The sequence below is a fragment of the Sulfurimonas sp. genome (assembly GCF_028694605.1).
In the GTDB taxonomy this organism is placed as follows: Bacteria; Campylobacterota; Campylobacteria; order Campylobacterales; family Sulfurimonadaceae; genus Sulfurimonas.
In genome coordinates this window covers 68,257-86,384 of the sequence record NZ_JAQVKP010000003.1, presented here as the reverse complement: position 1 = coordinate 86,384, position 18,128 = coordinate 68,257, and the positions used below count along the sequence as shown (strand labels likewise).

Here is an 18,128-nt window from a genome sequence, read left to right as displayed (position 1 = left end):
CTAAACATCTTTGAGGAGTATGATATGGCATCCGGAAACAGACTTAAAATTGCTATTTGCGGGAAGAGCGGTTTGGTAGGTTCAAAACTAGAGAAACTGTTTGCTTCGCAACATAATGAAGTTATCGGTATAAAAATACGTGAAGATACATCTGCTTTTGATGTTGCAAAACAGATTGAAAAGTGCGATATTTTGATAAATCTCAGCGGGACTACGATACTCGCACCGTGGAGTGACAGCTACAAAAAGAAGCTATACGGCAGCCGCATCGATACAACAAAAAAATTAGTAGATGCGGTAATGATTTGCAAAGAGAAACCCAAACTTTTTTTAAGTGCCTCTGCCGTTGGAATTTATGACTCTGTTCATGCACATAGTGAGAGCTCTGAGAATGTTGCAAATGATTTTTTATCCAAGCTTTGCATGGACTGGGAAGCCGAGGCAAGAAAAGCCGAAGAGTTTGGAGTAAGAACGGTTACGATGCGCTTTGGCGTTATCTTGGCAAAAGAGGGCGGTGCGATGGATAAGATACTCCCGCCTTTTAAAATGGGAGTGGGAGGAGAGCTTGGAAGCGGAAAACAGATGGTGTCGTGGATACATATTGAGGATTTGCTAAGAGCCGTTTTGTTTATAATAAAAACGCCTGATATAAGCGGAGCTGTCAATTTTACAGCCCCATATCCGCTTTCAAACAGTGAGCAGACTAAAATCTTAGGTAAAGTTTTACACCGTCCTGCTTTTCTTAGAGTTCCGGCTTTTGCAATTAAGCTTATTTTTGGAGAGGGTGCTACGGTTGTACTTGACTCAAAAGAGGTCTATCCGTCCAAGCTTGCTGAACACGGATTTGTTTTTGAGTATGAAAAATTTGAAGATGCACTAAAAGAGATAGTGCGCTAAAGGAGAGAAGATGCTTGACCCAGTTTTGCTGCAAATCGCAAAAACTGCGATACTTGAGAGGTTTCATACGTTTTATAAGATAGACAAAGAGGCTCTTTATAAAGCTTACCCGTTTTTAGAGAAGCAAGGCGCTGCATTTGTGACGCTAAAGTATGACGACCATTTGCGGGGCTGCATCGGTTCTCTTATGGCGCACAGAACACTGCTGGATGATGTTGTCTCTAACGCACGCTCAGCGGCGTTTCAAGACCCTAGATTTCATCCTCTGCATGAGAGGGAGTTGTCAAATATCTCTGTTGAAGTCTCTGTTTTAAGCGAACCCGAGCTTTTGGAGTATGATGATTTTGATGATTTGCTCCAAAAGGTTGTACCGGACATTGATGGGCTTATCTTAAGTCACAAAGGGCATCAGGGAACATTTTTGCCTCAGGTATGGGAAGAACTGAAATCGCCAAAAGAGTTTTTGGAGCATCTCAGCATGAAAGCGGGTTTAAGTCCTCTCATTTTTGAAGAGCATCCCTCTATCTACAGATACCGTGTAGAGGCGATAGAAGATAGTTTTGATGCTATTGAAGCACTGTAAGGGAGAAACCTATGAGACGAGAGACGAGTGTAAGCGGTTCATTCTATCCATCAAGAGCGGTAGAGTTGGAGCGATATTTTGAACATTTTAGTGCAGTATATGATGAAGCGGCTGTTTTGCCGGATGTCAAAAGCAGGGCGGTGATTGTGCCGCATGCGGGGTATATCTATTCAGGCTATACCGCAAATATCGCCTACAGAGTTTTGCAAAAAAGCGGTATTAAAACTTTTGTTGTCATTGGTCCTTCGCATAGAGTTGCTTATGATGGGATTAGTCTATGTGATTTTAGTTCTTACGACACTCCGTTTGCTCCCATATCCGCAGCAACAAAGCTTGCACAGAGCCTTAAAGAGAAGTTTTCTCTTCTCTGCTATCTTCAAGCGCATGCAGAACACAGCACGGAGGTGCAGTTCCCTTTTATAAAATATTATATGGAAGATGCCTCAATCGTCGAACTTGTTTACTCTCATATAGAGCCGCACGCACTCTCTGAAATTATCGATTTTCTCTTAAGCAAAGAAGATGTCGGCGTTGTCATAAGTACAGATTTAAGCCATTTTTACACACTTCAAGAGGCAAAGAAACTAGATGCCGTCTGTGTCGAAGCAATACAAAATGTGGATGCCGGTTTGCTTCAAAAAGGTTGCGAAGCGTGCGGACACATAGGAGTGGAAGCGATGCTTCTAAGCGCTAAAAAACTTGGCTTGCGTCCTCATATCCTTGATTATAGAACAAGTGCAGACGCAAGTGACGATATAAGCAGAGTTGTGGGCTATGTGAGTGCCTGTTTTGTATGAACAATATCTTCAAAAATATTCCGACACCGCTTCCCGATGAACTTTTTGAGGAAATTGTCGCTGCGCACGGCATGAAGATAGAGCGCATCATCTCGTATGGACACACAACACCCAAAAACGAATGGTACGACCAAAACAGAGATGAGTGGGTGATGGTGCTTAAAGGCGAAGCGCTCCTCTCTTTTTTTGACGGGGATGATGTGAGGATGAAAGAGGGAGACTACATAACCATCCCCGCACATCAAAAACATCGTGTTTCATGGACAAAACCCGATGAAGAGACGATTTGGCTTGCAGTGCATTACTAAATCAAGGTAGAATTGCAAAATTATTTGTCTTAGGAGACTGTTTGAAGCATTTTAGATTCTCTTTTCTTTTTACTTTTGTTGCTCTTCTTATCGCCGCATGGTGGGGTTATAAACTCGGAGGGTTGGCAAATGCGCTTAACCTTGTTATGATTGCCGTGATTTTGGCTCTCATGGAGGTATCGCTCTCTTTTGACAATGCGGTTGTAAACGCCTCCATCCTAAAAACATGGGATGAGTACTGGAAAAAGCTATTTTTGACTGTCGGTATCTTGGTAGCGGTCTTTGGGATGAGACTTTTATTCCCTCTTGTTATCGTCGGACAAACTGCCGATATGTCTCTTTTGGAAGTTTGGAATCTTGCACTTGACAACCCATCCGAATACTCAAACAAACTCATAGCCCACCATGCAGAGATTTCCGCTTTTGGCGGGATGTTTTTACTCCTTGTTTTTCTCAACTTTATGCTTGATGATGAGAAAAGCATCCACTGGTTTGAGGTTATTGAAGAAAAACTGGGACTTTTGGGCAAGATAGAAGCTATCTCTATCTTTATCTCTTTGGTTGTCCTGCTCTCTTTTAGCTCTTTTGTGGATGAAGCGCATAAACTTGCCGTTCTTGTGGCAGGACTTTGGGGAATTGTTATCTATGTCGGTGTCGATATTATCGGGTATATTTTAGAAAAAGAGGAGAATGATGCCCCTGTCGCCGATGTTGTTAAAAAAGGGAGTATCGGCGGCTTCTTGTACCTTGAAGTTTTAGATGCTTCTTTCTCGTTTGACGGTGTTATCGGTGCATTTGCTATAACAAAAGATATCGTTATCATCATGATAGGACTTGGTATCGGAGCGATGTTTGTGAGATCTTTGACTATCTATCTTGTCGAAAAAGAGACGCTGGATTCCTACATCTACCTCGAACACGGCGCACACTACGCTATCGGTATTCTTGCTTTCATTATGCTATTTGGCATGAAGTTTCATATCCCTGAGATATTTACTGGACTTATCGGTATCGCATTTATAGCCCTATCGCTATATTCGTCACTCAAGCATAAAAAGGCTGCCGCTTGAAACCAAGCGGTAATTTAATTATGCTATAATCTTACTCCAAAAAATCCAAAGGAAATTTCTAATGACCAAAAGCGACCCGGAGTCGTGTAGCTCTTTTTTCATAGGCGCAGTTCTATGACACTTCTGTTTACCTACCTAGCTATAGCGCTTGCTATATCATTTTTATGTTCTGTTTTAGAAGCGGTTCTACTCTCCAGTACCAACTCCTATATAGAGAGTTTATCCAAAGACCACAGTGAAGATATTGTAAGTAGGCTCAAAAAATTAAAAGCAGATATCGACATACCTATATCATCGATTTTGACTTTGAACACTTTTGCACATACAATGGGTGCGGCAGGGGTTGGTGCTCAGGCACAAATCCTCTTTGGTGAAGAGTGGCAGAGTGCCATAGCGTTTGTTGTAACGCTTCTGATTTTGTATGTCTCCGAAATCATTCCTAAAACCATAGGTGCACTCTATTGGAAGCAGCTTCTTATTCCTTCTGCACATATCATATCGGTTGTAGTGGTTATAAGTACTCCTTTTAACTGGGTGTCGGCGTTCATTACCAATGTGATATCGAAAAACAAAAAACATCAAAGCAGTTTTTCGCGAGATGAGATTATGGCTGTTGTTGCTATGGGCGAAAAAGAGGGGACTATTCTTACAAAAGAGAGTGATCTTATAGAAAATCTCTTAAAGCTCAAAAATATCAAAGCAAAAGATATTATGACTCCAAGAAGCGTTGTTTTTGCGCTGAGCGCATCGACAACCATCGAAGAGGCGGTAGAAGACGACAGGATGTATATCCACTCTCGCATCCCTATATTTGGAGAGACGCTTGATGATGTTGTGGGTGTTGTTTTTAACCAGCGCATCCTTGAAGAGAGCAACGAGGATAATGATAAAATCACTTTAGAGAGTATTTCTCATGAAGTTCATATGGTTTCTGAAAACCTTCCTGTTCCAAACCTCATAGATATGTTTGTCAAGAAAAAAACGCATCTTTTTATAGTTTTTGACAGTTACGGACAGACTTCGGGCGTTGTAACGCTTGAAGATGCGATAGAGACGCTTTTGGGTGTGGAGATAGTCGATGAGATGGATGAGATAGAAGATATGCAGGTTTTTGCAAAAGACAGAAGCAAGCAGTTTCAAGATCGTATGCGTGTTGAGAGAAAAAAACTTGAAAAGGCAAAATTAGCATAAAGGGGCAAATGTGGTAAAAGTAAGTGCGATTCAGATGCAGATGAGCCAAAACAAGAGCGCAAATGTAGCAAAAGCCGAAGCAATGGTGCGAGAGGCGGCACGTGGCGGTGCGCAGATTATCCTTTTGCCGGAACTGTTTGAGGGGCACTACTTTTGCAAAGATATGGACAAAAAATACTTTGAATGGGCAGCACCGCTAGAGGGAAATCATCTTGTATCGCATTTTAGCGCACTTGCAAAAGAGCTTAAAGCGGTTATTCTTATCAGCTACTTTGAGAAGAGCGATGAGGGATATTTTAACTCTCTTGTTGTTGCGGATGCGGACGGAAGCGTGATGGACAACTACCGCAAAACGCATATTCCCGATGGTCCGGGGTATGAGGAGAAGTTCTACTTCAAGCCGGGCAATACGGGCTTTAAAATTTATGATACTGCTTATGCAAAGATAGGTGTAGGCATCTGTTGGGATCAGTGGTTTTGTGAGACGGCAAGAGCTTTGACGCTTATGGGTGCGGAGATTATTTTTTATCCGACTGCAATCGGAAGCGAGCCTGAAATCCATCTTGACTCAAAAGAGCATTGGCAAAGAGTGCAGATGGGTCATGCCGCAACAAACACCGTTCCCGTTGTCGTTGCAAACCGCATCGGCGAAGAGAGAGGCGAAACTTGTACGCTGAACTTTTACGGTTCATCGTTTATCACAGACTACACGGGTGCAAAAATCGCTGAAGCTTCAAGAGATAAAGAAGAGATACTTTTTGCCGATTTTGATATCGAAGAAAACCAAAAGCAGAGACACTACTGGGGACTTATAAGAGACAGACAGCCGTGGGCGTATGCAGAGGTTTGTAAACAACATTACGGGCACCTCTAAAAAACTCTAGCCGTCTTCAGAGGGAATCAAAAAAGATGAGAGGACGCAAAATCTTTTTTGAGCCTTAGCCAACGCTAAGGCGATAAAAAGTTTTGCGGCATATCGCTTTTTTGAACCCTCCCGTAGGGCGATAGAGCCAAGCCCACACTCTGCGTTGCCTCTTTTTGCCTTAGCCTTAGCTAGGGCTGCAAAGAGCCGCCTTGATTGTGAACTTGGCTCTATCGCTGAAGACGGCTAGAGTTTTTAGAGGTGCCCTTAAAGGATAGTCATGAAAAAGATAGTAGTAACAGGATTTTTAGCACTTAGTTTAGCGGTACAGGTATCGGCTTTGGATGTCGGCAGCGCACTAAATGCGGCAGTACAGGGAGCGACAAAAACTACAACAATGCAAAGCAACGAACTCATAACTTCTCTTGCGTCTTTGGGTGTTACACCGACACAGGCAGCGGGCGGAAGTGCAGTGCTTTTGAGCAATGCAAGACAGAAGATGGAGCTGGCGGATTACAACAAGCTTCTCAAAGACGCTCCGGCGTTGGATCAAGTGCTTGATAAGGGTTACGCAACTTCTACAATCGCATCAAAAACCGCTACCACACAAGAACAGTTTAGGGTGCTTGGGATGGACGCTTCTATGATTGCTCCTTTTAAGGGTGCTATTTTGAACTATGCAAAAACAAAAACATCTCCTGCTCTTGTGGATGCTTTAGCAGCGGCAATGCAGTAGTCATTATTTCTGTTTTTTTGGAACTCTATTTGCTTTAAAAAGCAAAATCATTCCAAAAGGGTCAGAATAGATGAAGATTGTTTTGCGTAATAATCTTATCCTTATCACAACGGATTTTGATACACTCAGTACTCTGTGGATGAGGGAGTTTTTGCATCATCATACACGTGGTATGCTTTTTTTACCAAAAGCGGTGTTGGTTTTTAGAAATGAGACGCTTGCTGATGTAAGAAAAGAGTTTTTAAAGCAGCTTAGTGAGTATCATGCCGCAAAACATGACTTTTCTCATGAATTTTTCCTGCGTTCCATGCTCAAATACGGAAATCAGCCTATCAAGATAGAACTTGACAAACTCCAAGCCCCGGAAACCATCAACGTAAATCTTTATGCTTATGACAAATATACAGTTTTGATGACGCTTGACCGCCCAAACTCATGGGTTGTAAATTACCTTCGCTCACAGCTTGAAGTTTATGTGCAAAAAGGAACGGATGTCTCTTTAGTGCTTGATGTCTCTGACTATAGGGCAAAAGAGAGATTAAACAGAGCACTCAATAAACGCAACATCCTGCACTACCAAATCAACTATACTTATGATAACCGTTTTGTAAGCAAGCTTTATAGCGACCTTGCACACTACAGCTTTGGCAACCTCTGTAAAGATGAAGAAGAGCGAGAGCGCAACTACTTCTATACGGTTTTAGAATGCCCTGTCGGTGCCAGTCAAGATACATTGCGACAGAACTATAAAAAACTTGCAAAAGCGTACCATCCTGACAAGATACTACATGAAGCTCCTTACATGATAGAACACTATACACAAAAATTTCAGCTGCTGCAAGAGGCATACAGCGCACTTAGAGTGAGTTAAACTCAGAAATTTGGCTTAAAATAACGGTTCTATCAGTGAGAGTTTTTTTGGATTTTTGAGAAGCGCTTCAAAATCTTTTGCCCAAAAAAGCGATAGTTTGCTTCCCTCCTCTTTTAAAAGCTCTTTTGAAAACCCTCGTTTGGAAAAGAGGATGATTTTTGCAGGCTCAATACCAAGTTTTTCGCACTTTTCCGCTACCCTATGAAGTTCGCTTTTGTTGATTTTATGGTTTGTCCATTTGCATTCGGCAACATAAATCCTCTCATCTTTTGTAACGGTCAAGATATCTATCTCCACATTTGCGTCCCAGTAGCTCCCTGAGCTAAGGATTTGGGCATCTCTGAGATAGTAGTTGAGAAGGATTTCAGAGAGTTCTTCAAAAACCAAACTTGTGTAACTGTTTTTTTTGACGGCAAAATCTCTGAAAAATTCCGCATATTCGCCAAGCTCGATTTTTTTTGCATGCGGAGCTATAAAGTAGAACCAAAACCTTATAAAAGGGTGTGTAAAGAGGACTTTATGCGAGATTCTGTGGCGTGCAATCTCACGTTTGAGTTTGCCTTTTGGGTTAAGGCTTCGTGCCGGTTCTTCTCTGGAAAACTCAAGCTGAATCAACCCTTTTTGCACAAGATAGTTAAGCGCACTTCCGCCCTTTGCGTTGTTAAGCCCTGCTCTGTTAAAGGCAGAGAAGATTTTTCTATCGCCGACTGCCAGAGCTTTTAGAAGTCTTTGACATTCACTGCTTGCAAATGTTAGCTCTTTTATCTTTTGATGAAGTGTTTTGTAGTTTTGTAAAATATGCTCTTTGATAAGAAGCTCTATCTCTTTGGCAGTATCTATCTCCCAGCCAAGCCCGCCAAATACGGCAAAATATGCGATTTGCTTCTCCATATCCTCGGGAAAGTTGCGTGCGTAAAAAGAGCGAAACTGCTCCAATAATTTCATTTTCTGCATGTGTTGATTTTAACATAATATTTTGAGTTTTGCAGGATTATTCAGAGGGTTTGATTGTACTTAAGCGGTAAAATTTTACCCTATTTTATGATTTGTAATTTTATGTAGGTACAATTCGCTTATGAAATATATAGCACTTATCTTGGCTCTTTTTTTGAGCGCATGCAGTACCAAAACTTATGAGCGTACACAGACGAAAATCATCACCATCAAATCTCCGAAGATAAAGTTTTCTGATGTCGGATATCTTAGGAACAGTGACAAATCAATTGAATTGGAACTTTTTGTGGCGGGTAAATGTGTGGAGCGCATAGCTATAAACCATCTTGTTTGCGTAAGTGACGGATGCAAGAGCAAGAGCGCATTCAATGAAGAGTATCTCAGCAGCGCATACCCGGAAGATACTATGCAAAATCTCCTTCTTTCCCACCCTATTTATGGCGGTAAAAATATGCAAAAAACAGCGGACGGGTTTGAACAAAAGATTCAAGACTCCAAGGTGGACATCAGCTACAAAGTGAGTGCGCATGCGGTTTTATTTAAAGACAGGAAAAACGGCATTATTTTTAGTATAAAGGATTTGGATGAGTAAGTTTGTAGGTGCGCATGTAAGTGCAAGCGGCGGAGTTTTCAATGCGGTGCAAAACGCTCTTGACATCGGGGCAAAAGCATTTGCACTCTTTACAAAAAACCAGAGACAGTGGAGCGTAAAACCGCTTGAAGATGAGACTGTCGAGAAGTTTAAAAATGCGCTTCAAGCAAGCGGGATTTTGCCTCGCCACATCCTTCCTCACGATTCCTATCTGATAAATTTAGGTCATCCCGAAGATGAGGCAAGGCAAAAGTCTATGGATGCATTTTTGGATGAGGCGCAGAGGTGTGAGCTTTTAGGACTTGAGAAGCTAAATTTTCATCCGGGGAGCCATCTGGGAAAGATAAGCGAAGATGAGTGTTTGGCTAAGATAGCGGATGCTATAAATAAAACCATAGCGCAGACAAAGAGCGTAAAATTTGTTATCGAAAATACCGCAGGGCAGGGAAGCAACCTCGGCTGGAGGTTTGAGCATCTCGCACAAATCATCGACAAAGTAGAAGATAAGAGCCGTGTGGGAGTCTGCATAGATACATGCCACATGTTTAGTGCGGGTTATGATATACGCACAAAAGAGGCATACGATAAGAGCTGGGGTGAATTTGACAAAATTGTAGGGTTTAAGTATTTGATGGGGATGCACATAAACGACTCCAAAGCGAAATTCGGTTCTCATGTAGACAGACACCACTCTTTGGGAAAGGGTGAGATAGGGCTTGATGCGTTTAAATTTATCATGAACGATGAGAGGATGGACGATATCCCGCTAATCCTTGAGACGATTGACGAGAGCGTCTGGGCAGAGGAGATAGCATTGCTTTACTCTTTTCAGGGGTACGCTTAAGCAAAATTTATATAAAATCAATGATTGTTTAATGGTGGGGGTTTGGTATGAAAAGTCTTGTTTTATTGTCGTTGGCGGCTTGCGCTCTGTTTGCGGGCGGGTATAAAATCCCCGAATCTTCGTTAAACTCCGTAGCTTTAAGTGCAGCCGGTGTTGCGCACTCGGAGGGTGCTGATGCGGCGTACTACAATCCTGCCAATATGGTCTTTATGAAAAATGAGCATACTTTAGAGGCGAATCTTTTCTACATCGGTTTAAGTGATGTGGAGTACAAAAGTGCCTCAACAACCATAAACGCCAAGAGGGAGGATTTTATCGTTCCATCGCTGCATTATGTCTCGCAAGATATAAAGGGTATGCGTTTTGGGCTGAGCGTGGTCTCTCCTGCTGGGCTTTCCAAAAGATGGAGCGATGCTCCCGCTGTTTATAGCGCCGAGGAGTTTACGCTTAAAACTGTTGAACTAAACCCAAGCGTTGCGTTTAAAATCAACGAAAAAACAGGCGTTGCTTTGGGTGTAAGAGCCATTTATAGCGAGGGAGTGGTAAAAAGCACTTCGCCGATTGCTTCACGTGATATGGATGGAGATTCGCTTGATTTTGGGTATAACCTCGCACTCTCGTATAAGCCGGTTTCTGAACTTGAACTCGCACTTACCTACCGCTCTAATGTGGATTTGAGCGTGAAGGGCGATGCTCTGCTCTCTTACACCGGCACATTAGGCGGAAGCGTTCCTCTTGGCACTTATACTTCAAGCAGCAGCGCTTCTGTCAGTGTTCTCGTGCCTGCACTCTTTAATGCCGCAATCGCCTACACATTTGCCACGAAAACAACACTGGAGTTTGTTTATGAGCGCAACTTTTGGTCGGAGTACAAAGAGCTTGATTTTAACTATGGTTCTAGCGTAAGTCCTGTGACAAATGTTGTTTTTGGAACGCCAATCGCCAAAAACTGGAAAGATACGGATGTTTTTCGCTTTGGCGTAACACAAAGGCTTGATGCGCTTACACTTATGGGCGGTGTGGTTATAGACGAGTCACCCGTGCCGGAGAAAACACTTGGTTTTGAACTGCCTGATAGTGATTCGGTCTCCGTGTCGCTTGGGGCAAGATACCGCATAGATGAGAAGCTAAGTGTCGGTTTGGCTGCACTCTACTCTATAAGAGATGAAAGAAAAGTTACAAACAGCTCGATAAACGGCGAATTTTCAAACGCAAATGTGCTGATAGTGGCATCGGCACTGGAATATAGATTTTAAGGAAAAATTTGGAAACATTAATCAATTTTTTAGAAGCAAAAGATGTAGAAAAAGCAACTGTTTTTGCGCAGCTCAAATGCAGTAAAACAGAGGCGCAGCTTTTGCAGTCTTTGGCAAAAAGGTATGTTACGGGCGAGGATGACGTAGTTGTTTTTGACCTGCTTAAAGAGATCTACGGAGAGAAAAAGTATGAGGGCATCAAACATCTTGAGGAGGTAAGGCTTCTTTTGGAGCTTGGATGGCTGCATCAGCAGAGTTTCGCACCCATCAAAATCTCCGAAGTAACACCGCTAGAACTTTTAAACAGTGCCGTGGGGTTGTCTCCGTCATTTTTGAAACTGTTGCAAGACGGTGCCACCGAGAGTGAACTGCCCGACATCAAGCCATACAGCGACCATTTGGAGTATCTGCAAGACCAGTTTTTGCGCATAGAACTTTATCAAAAGATGAGCGCCATCCGCCACAACGTCCATGAACACTCTCTTGGAATCGACCAAGCACATACAAAACTCAAAATTCTTGAAAAGCGTATAGAGGAGAGAGTGGAGCAGACGACTGGCAAACTTGTGCTTGACAAATTTTTTAAACAAAAAAAGATGAGCGCAAAAGAGCAGGTGATTTTTCTTGCCCTTTTGCGTGAGGAGTACAGTGCGACAGATGCGTCGCTAAGAGAGATGAACGCACTTATAGAGCTTATCTCTTTTGATGAGTATGAGCGCATCAAAAACCGCTCGCTTTTGGAGGATGGCTCTAGCCTCATAAATGATGGGATTATCGACTATGAGGAGATGCTTAACCCTTTTGGCGGGATTTCGCGCTCTTTTTATATCGTCGATGAGGTTTTGCAAAACATTATCCATCCGCAAAAAAACAAAAAAGTACGTCGCATCAAGCTCAACTCGCTTATAGAGGAGCAAGACATCTTTGAGCTTGTTGACCCTGAAACCTCTTTAAATGATGTGGTTTTGGCAAAAGAGACCCAAGATACGCTTCAAAACCTGATGCGTCAGCTTGACAAAGAGGTAGTACATAGACTTGTGGAGTGGGGCATCAAAGACAAAAAGAGCGGTATTGATGCAAGAATCATCTTTTACGGTGCGGCTGGAACGGGTAAAACCATGACGGCATACTCTCTTGCAAAGTCGCTCAAACGCCAAGTTTTGGCATTTGACTGTTCAAAAATCCTCTCCATGTATGTAGGCGAGAGCGAAAAAAATGTACGCAAGATTTTTGATACTTTTTACGATTTATGCGAAAAAACAAAGTCAGAGCCTATTCTTTTGCTCAATGAAGCCGACCAGTTTTTGGGTGCAAGGTCAAGCGGCGGCGTGAGCGGAGCTGATCAGATGCACAACCAGATGCAAAATATCTTCTTAGAGCAGATAGAGAAGTTCAAAGGTGTGCTCATCGCCACGACAAATCTGCTTGAGAACATAGACAAGGCGTTTTCAAGACGTTTTAACTACAAGATAGAGTTTAAAAAACCAAACAAAGAGCAGCGCATCTCACTATGGAACAAGATGCTTCCTAAAAACGCTCCGTATGAAGAGGGTTTTGATGCCTTGGCACTTGCAGAGCACTCACTCACCGGCGGGCAAATCCATCTTATCATCAAAAACACGGCTTATAAAGTAGCGGTAAGGGAAAATCCTCTTTTTAAACTTGAAGATTTTAGAGAAGAGATAAAAAAAGAGAGAGACGCAAGTTTTGATAATGAAAAATCGATGGGATTTTTAAACAAATAGCGATTTTTGTATATCATCTTTCGCGCTATTAGTATAAATTAATCCAATCTTCATTATCATGGTAAATATTTAGCGTCTATTTAGAGTGGGAGAGTATGGGAGTGTCGGTATGTTGAATGGTTTAAGTGTAAAAAACAAAACGATGCTTTTCGTTTCTTCTATAGTACTTTTTTTTGCCGCTATTTTCTCTTTTTTTATCTATCTGCAGCAGCAAGAGAGAATAGCAAGCCTTCAATCTTCCTATCATAGACATTTTCTCGAATCTTATGACAAAATCATCCTCAAACATAAAGAGTTTTACGAAAACAGAGTAATGGCAAATATCTCTTCTGTGGGTGTAAAAGAGGCATTGGAAGCGCAAGATAGAGAGAAACTTTATGCGCTCTCAAAAGGGAGATGGGAGACACTGAAAAAAGAGAATGAGTTTTTGGATGTCATGCACTTTCATCTCTATGACGGAACCTCTTTTTTACGTATGCACAAAGAGGAAAAGTACGGCGATACGATAGCAAACTTTCGACCGATGCTGGCGCATATTCACGAAAAAAAAGAGCCTATAAGCGGCTTTGAAGCCGGTGTTTACAGTTTTTCGTACAGAGTGGCACTTCCGGTTTTTAAAGACGGCAAGTACTTAGGTGCGCTTGAGTTTGGCTCACGACCCGAACATATCCTCTCTGAGATGGAGTTTTTTTATGACCTTAAAGGGGCGATTTTTATCAAGAAAAATCCTATCTCCGCTATAAAAGAGCAAAAACATATTGAAATAAACGATTATGCCTTGGTATATGAAAATCTTGGCAATGAAGCGCTTGTAGAGAGAATAGCAAGAAGCTATCATTTTGAAGATAACAAAAATATAACTATCGGTGAGAGAAGCTACGTTCTTTATAGTATTGATTTGTTTGATTTTCAAAAAAATTCGGTTGGAAAAGTGGTTTTTTTCAATGATACTACCAAGATGCAAGAAGAGTTTTACCAGGTGTTAAAGCGGATTTTTATATTTCTTGCAATGTTGCTGGTAGTGCTTTTGTTTGTTGTTCACTATGGTTTTGAAAAAATTATCACTATTTTGGAGATGGCAAACAAAAAGCTTGAAGCAAGCCATAAAAAGATGCACAACTATCTTGAACTTATCGATAAAAACATCATCACATCCAACACAGACCTAGAAGGCACTATAACCTATGCTTCTGAGGCGCTTTGCCGAATATCGGGCTATGAAAAAGAGGAGCTTTTTGGACAAAAACATAACATCTTGCGCCACAAAGATATGCCGAGCAGTTTTTTTGAAAACCTGTGGGCTTCTCTTGGGCAAAAAAGATTTTTTAGGGGCGATATCAAAAACCGCACAAAAGACGGAGAGAATTACTGGATAGAGAGTACCATCTTTGCACTTTATGATGAGAACGGTGTGCATATAGGTTACACTTCAGTGGCAAGAGATATAACCGACAGAAAAAAAGTTGAGGAGATATCAATCACGGATGCACTGACAAAGCTATATAACAGAGGGTACTTTGACAGGGTGTGTCCAAGAGTGCTTGATGAGGCAAAACGTGCAGACGGATGGATAGCGTTTATGATTATGGATATAGATTTTTTTAAAGATTACAATGATACATACGGGCATCAAGAAGGCGATATGGTGCTAAGAGAGGTTGCGCATAGCATTGCGGAGTCGCTCAAGCGCCCGAGTGATTATGCATTTAGGCTTGGCGGAGAGGAGTTTGGAGTACTTCTAAAACCCGAAGAAGCAACAGGCACGCTTAAGCTGGCACATAAGATTCAAAAAAGCGTGGGTGCGCTTGAGATAAGACATGCAAAAAGCAGTGTTGCGCCATTTGTTACCGTCTCTGTGGGAGTAGTTACAAAAAAGGCAAGAGAGGTAAGCAGTTGCGATACGCTTTATAAGCAAGCCGATGATTTACTCTACCACGCAAAGGCAAACGGGCGTAACGGCGTCTCTTCAAATATATAACTTGGGACAAATAAAGGCAAAGCAGATGAATGGGTATATACTGCTCTCTCACGGAAGCAAAATAAAAGCTTCCAATGAGGCGAGTTTTGAAGTGTTGGAGAAGCTAAGGGGCAAGATAGAACACGTAGAATTGGCGTTTTTAGAGCTTGCCGAACCGAACTTTGAGAGTGCGGTGCGTTTGCTCAAAGAGAGTGGTGTAAGCTCCATAAAAGTGCTTCCTCTTTTTTTAGCCCCCGGTAAACATGTTAGAGAAGATGTTCCCGTTCTGCGTGAAATGTGCGTCAAAAAGTATGGGGTAGAGATAACCGTTTTAGACTACATCGGCTCAAATGATGGGTATGTCGGACTTATAGAGAGTATTTTGTTGTCATGAACTCTTTTATGCGTGGGGCAATACAAGAGGCGTTTTATGGTGTAAAGCAAAACCACGGCGGACCTTTTGGAGCGGTTGTGGTAAAAAGCGGCAAAATCATCGCAAAAGCACATAACCAAGTTCTTAAAAACAACGACCCCACGGCACATGCAGAGGTAAATGCCATACGAAAAGCATGTAAAAAACTGGGTACATTTGACTTAAGCGGATGCGAAATTTACACTACATGTATGCCTTGCCCGATGTGTCTGGGAGCTATAAAGTGGGCAAATATTAAAACTGTTTTCTACGGAGCGACAAGCAAAGATGCAGATGATATAGGCTTTAGAGACAAAGATTTTTATGAAAAAGAGTTTTTGGAGTTTAAGCAGATAGAGAGAGACGAGTGCCTAAAGCCCTTTGAAGCGTGGAGTGCAAAAGATGATAAGGTTTTCTATTAGACTTCTTAACCTTTAATTGTAAAATATACCACCGTTCGCCCTGAGCCTCTCAAAGGGTGTTTTGTTCATGGTTACGCAAGAAGTCTAATAGATTTAAACAAAGGAATTGCAATGCTAAATGTATTGATAATCGAAGACGATCCGGTTATTGCGATGGATATTAAGAGTATCGTAGATGAGATGGACGGTGTTGTCGGATATATTGTCTCGGATATGCCATCGGCATTAAAATTAGCCGATAAATGTAGTATGCATCTTGTTGTATCCGATATTCAGATTAAAGGCTCGGCTGATGGCATCGAAGCGGCAAAAATGCTTCAGAGGCTCTATCTTACTCCTGTTTTATTTCTTACTTCATACCACGATGAGGCTACTCTTGTTCGTGCTGCACAAGTCGATTTTTCAGGGTACTTGCTAAAACCTTTTAATGAAGATGAGCTTATCGCGGGAGTAAAACTGTGTGCTTTAAAAATAAAAACACTCAACTCTTCGATTGAAATCGGTTCAGGATACCGATATGATTCTAAGATACAACAACTCTTTTGTGATGATGAGCCGATAACTCTGACGACAAAAGAGCATCAACTCTTTTTACTGCTGTTAAATTCACGCGGGCAAGTCGTCCCTTTTGCGCACATAGACGATGTCGTCTGGTGCAATCAGTCTATAAACGATACCTCACGCAGACAGTTGTTTCACCGTCTCAGAACAAAAGTTGATAAACTCTCGTTTGAGTCGGTCAAGTATGGCGGTTACATTCTCAAAAATTAGCTCCACACTATCGTAAAGCAGCTTCCGTTATCGGTTTTTACGCTCATCTGCCCTTTTAATTCCTCTTCGACAAGTCTGCGAATCAGGCTCAAACCAAATGAGTGTTCGCACCCCTCATAGTCAAACCCCCTGCCGTTGTCGCATACGGATAAAGTATTTTGAATGCCGTTTGTGCCAAGAGAGAGCGCGATATGTCCGCCTGTTGCATCAAAAGCGTATTTGAGGGCATTTGTAACAAGCTCATTTATAATAATGCCGCAGTAGAGCGCTTGTTCGATTTTGATATGCGCTTCCCCCTCAATCGATATAGCTATGTTTTGGGTCGTAAAACTTTTTTGTATCTCTTGAACCAAATCGCCAAAATATAAAGAAGCATCAAGATGAGAAAGATTTTGTCTGGCATAGAGTATCTCATGAATCTTTCCGATGGAACGAATGTTTTGTTCTGCCTCTTTGAGCAGTATCCGTCCTTCATTGGTCAGATGTTTTTTTAGCTTAAGGCGATAAAGCGAGACGATAAACTGAAGATTGTTTTTTACACGATGGTGAAGCTCTTTGATAAGGATTTTTTGTGTATCGAGTGCCGATGCAAGCGCTTTTGCACGGTTGAGTTTTTTAGCAAGAACGACAGAAAATAAAAGTGCTTCAAATGTGATGGAGATTTCGTAAAAATACCAGTAGTTTCCATCACTTAGATATACGCCCATGTTGTAGAGCAAAAAGAAAAATTGCCCAAGAGCGTTTACGCCCCATCCGACTAGAAAGTAGATACTGTTTTCGTGCTTTTTTATAAAGAGATAGATTGCAGTGCAGAGGATAAATGCCGTAGCGAACAATCCCATATAAATCAGCTGTTCAAGGAGATAAAACGAACCTGACGAGAGTGCCATAAGCACTACGGCAACAGCCATCTGCCCTTTAATCATCCAATCGATTTTTACAAATGCACTGATTGACATAAATTCTCGGACGAACAACAAGGTAAATATAATAGCAAAACCGATGTAGTAAATGCCAAAATACGCATCTATACGATTGATATCCGCAAACTCTTTCAAAGGAAAAAACAGACCAAAAAGATGCAGATTCATCCCCGTATAGGAGAGGTGATTGTAGGTAATGAAAAAAGTAGCTGCTACATAATAGAGGTAGATTTTCTCGTGGGTAAATAAAAACAAAAACAGGTTATAGACAATGAGCGTAGCCAGTAGTGATAAGGCAGCCATTAGTATGAGTTGATGCGTAAGTGATTTTTTCCATAATATATCTTTTGTCTCAAGATTGAGATGAAAGTTCGTGCTGCACGAGTTGGACAGAACCCGCAAATAGTAGGTTTGTTCTATATTTGGCGGCAATGTTAATGGAAAATAGAAATCTAAAATCCCGTCAAATTCGGGACGAAACAGTATGCCTGAGTATAGAGGCAAACTGTCTGGCGCATACAAAATAACCGAATCCGCTATAGAGTTGTCGATATGAAGCACTCTTTCCATAGGCTTTTGGGAGTTGTTCTTGAGAGTAAATCGCACCCACACCGCTTCATCGGTTGTATAGCCGTTGTTGATATACGAATGTGCAAAAGGGGCAAAGAGTTCAGGGCTTGGACAAAGAGAATCGCAGCTCTGTTTTGCGCCCTTATCTATGTAAAGCTCAGAGTGCTCAAGCAGTGAGATATCCGTATCGCTTTGATAAATATCGATGGTTTTTGCATCGGTACTTAAAGTGAGTAAAAAGAACAAAAAAATGAGTTGCAAAATAGATTTCATACCGTAATAGTATCGATATTTTTATAATAAACCTAAAAATACAAAATATAACGCAAAATATAACGTGACAAGACTACAATAAGCAAAAAAGGAA

Annotated in this window: 19 protein-coding genes; 17 read left to right on the top strand and 2 right to left on the bottom strand. The window is 41.6% G+C overall.

Going from position 1 to position 18,128, the window contains the following annotated elements:
* The first annotated feature begins 24 nt into the window (after nt 1-24).
* The 9 genes from PHY84_RS02940 to PHY84_RS02900 all read left to right on the top strand — a co-directional run bounded on the left by PHY84_RS02940 (nt 25) and on the right by PHY84_RS02900 (nt 7,315).
* Nucleotides 25-897, top strand: a complete 873-nt coding sequence (locus tag PHY84_RS02940; RefSeq protein WP_299857566.1) for a TIGR01777 family oxidoreductase — start codon at nt 25-27, stop codon at nt 895-897.
* A gap of 10 nt (nt 898-907) precedes the next feature.
* On the top strand, nt 908-1,480 hold the full coding sequence (gene amrA / locus PHY84_RS02935) for an AmmeMemoRadiSam system protein A (RefSeq protein WP_299857564.1): 573 nt from the start codon (nt 908-910) through the stop codon (nt 1,478-1,480).
* An 11-nt stretch (nt 1,481-1,491) separates the two neighbouring features.
* On the top strand, nt 1,492-2,277 hold the full coding sequence (gene amrB / locus PHY84_RS02930) for an AmmeMemoRadiSam system protein B (protein WP_299857562.1): 786 nt from the start codon (nt 1,492-1,494) through the stop codon (nt 2,275-2,277).
* A complete protein-coding gene (locus tag PHY84_RS02925; protein WP_299857560.1) occupies nt 2,274-2,585 on the top strand; it encodes a cupin domain-containing protein in 312 nt (103 codons plus the stop codon). Before amrB ends, PHY84_RS02925 begins: the two co-directional genes overlap by 4 nt.
* 41 nt (nt 2,586-2,626) lie before the next feature.
* Nucleotides 2,627-3,655 (top strand): DUF475 domain-containing protein, encoded by a 1,029-nt coding sequence (locus PHY84_RS02920; RefSeq protein ID WP_299857558.1) that lies wholly within the window; start codon nt 2,627-2,629, stop codon nt 3,653-3,655.
* Nucleotides 3,656-3,769: 114 nt separating this feature from the next.
* A complete protein-coding gene (locus tag PHY84_RS02915; protein ID WP_299857556.1) occupies nt 3,770-4,846 on the top strand; it encodes a CNNM domain-containing protein in 1,077 nt (358 codons plus the stop codon).
* Nucleotides 4,847-4,856: 10 nt separating this feature from the next.
* Nucleotides 4,857-5,720, top strand: coding sequence for an N-carbamoylputrescine amidase (aguB, locus tag PHY84_RS02910; protein WP_299857555.1), 864 nt, complete (start codon nt 4,857-4,859; stop codon nt 5,718-5,720).
* Nucleotides 5,721-5,988: 268 nt separating this feature from the next.
* Complete coding sequence (locus PHY84_RS02905) at nt 5,989-6,444, top strand: DUF2780 domain-containing protein (RefSeq protein ID WP_299857554.1); 456 nt, start codon at nt 5,989-5,991, stop codon at nt 6,442-6,444.
* A 70-nt stretch (nt 6,445-6,514) separates the two neighbouring features.
* Nucleotides 6,515-7,315: a J domain-containing protein gene (locus tag PHY84_RS02900; RefSeq protein ID WP_299857552.1), complete on the top strand. Its 801-nt coding sequence runs from the start codon at nt 6,515-6,517 to the stop codon at nt 7,313-7,315.
* A 15-nt stretch (nt 7,316-7,330) separates the two neighbouring features.
* Here the strand turns inward: PHY84_RS02900 and PHY84_RS02895 are convergent, their stop codons facing one another.
* The gene (locus tag PHY84_RS02895; protein ID WP_299857550.1) at nt 7,331-8,260 is read right to left on the bottom strand and encodes a DUF234 domain-containing protein; all 930 of its coding nucleotides are present in this window, start codon (nt 8,258-8,260) and stop codon (nt 7,331-7,333) included.
* A 130-nt stretch (nt 8,261-8,390) separates the two neighbouring features.
* Between PHY84_RS02895 and PHY84_RS02890 the strand changes: the two genes are divergently transcribed.
* The 8 genes from PHY84_RS02890 to PHY84_RS02855 all read left to right on the top strand — a co-directional run bounded on the left by PHY84_RS02890 (nt 8,391) and on the right by PHY84_RS02855 (nt 16,268).
* Nucleotides 8,391-8,861 (top strand): hypothetical protein, encoded by a 471-nt coding sequence (locus PHY84_RS02890; RefSeq protein ID WP_299857548.1) that lies wholly within the window; start codon nt 8,391-8,393, stop codon nt 8,859-8,861.
* Nucleotides 8,854-9,705 (top strand): deoxyribonuclease IV, encoded by an 852-nt coding sequence (nfo, locus tag PHY84_RS02885; RefSeq protein ID WP_299857546.1) that lies wholly within the window; start codon nt 8,854-8,856, stop codon nt 9,703-9,705. The genes PHY84_RS02890 and nfo overlap by 8 nt, the downstream gene beginning before the upstream one ends.
* Before the next feature lie 47 nt (nt 9,706-9,752).
* Nucleotides 9,753-10,961: an outer membrane protein transport protein gene (locus PHY84_RS02880; RefSeq protein WP_299857544.1), complete on the top strand. Its 1,209-nt coding sequence runs from the start codon at nt 9,753-9,755 to the stop codon at nt 10,959-10,961.
* Nucleotides 10,962-10,969: 8 nt separating this feature from the next.
* Nucleotides 10,970-12,706 (top strand): ATP-binding protein, encoded by a 1,737-nt coding sequence (locus PHY84_RS02875; protein WP_299857542.1) that lies wholly within the window; start codon nt 10,970-10,972, stop codon nt 12,704-12,706.
* 109 nt (nt 12,707-12,815) lie between these two features.
* Entirely contained in the window at nt 12,816-14,684 is a 1,869-nt protein-coding gene (locus PHY84_RS02870; protein WP_299857540.1) for a diguanylate cyclase, read from the top strand.
* A complete protein-coding gene (locus PHY84_RS02865) occupies nt 14,626-15,057 on the top strand; it encodes a CbiX/SirB N-terminal domain-containing protein (RefSeq protein ID WP_299857538.1) in 432 nt (143 codons plus the stop codon). The genes PHY84_RS02870 and PHY84_RS02865 overlap by 59 nt, the downstream gene beginning before the upstream one ends.
* On the top strand, nt 15,054-15,497 hold the full coding sequence (locus PHY84_RS02860; RefSeq protein WP_299857536.1) for a nucleoside deaminase: 444 nt from the start codon (nt 15,054-15,056) through the stop codon (nt 15,495-15,497). Before PHY84_RS02865 ends, PHY84_RS02860 begins: the two co-directional genes overlap by 4 nt.
* A 111-nt stretch (nt 15,498-15,608) precedes the next feature.
* Entirely contained in the window at nt 15,609-16,268 is a 660-nt protein-coding gene (locus PHY84_RS02855) for a response regulator (RefSeq protein WP_299857534.1), read from the top strand.
* Here the strand turns inward: PHY84_RS02855 and PHY84_RS02850 are convergent.
* Entirely contained in the window at nt 16,265-18,022 is a 1,758-nt protein-coding gene (locus PHY84_RS02850) for a 7TM diverse intracellular signaling domain-containing protein (RefSeq protein WP_299857532.1), read from the bottom strand. The genes PHY84_RS02855 and PHY84_RS02850 overlap by 4 nt on opposite strands.
* Nucleotides 18,023-18,128 lie beyond the last annotated feature (106 nt).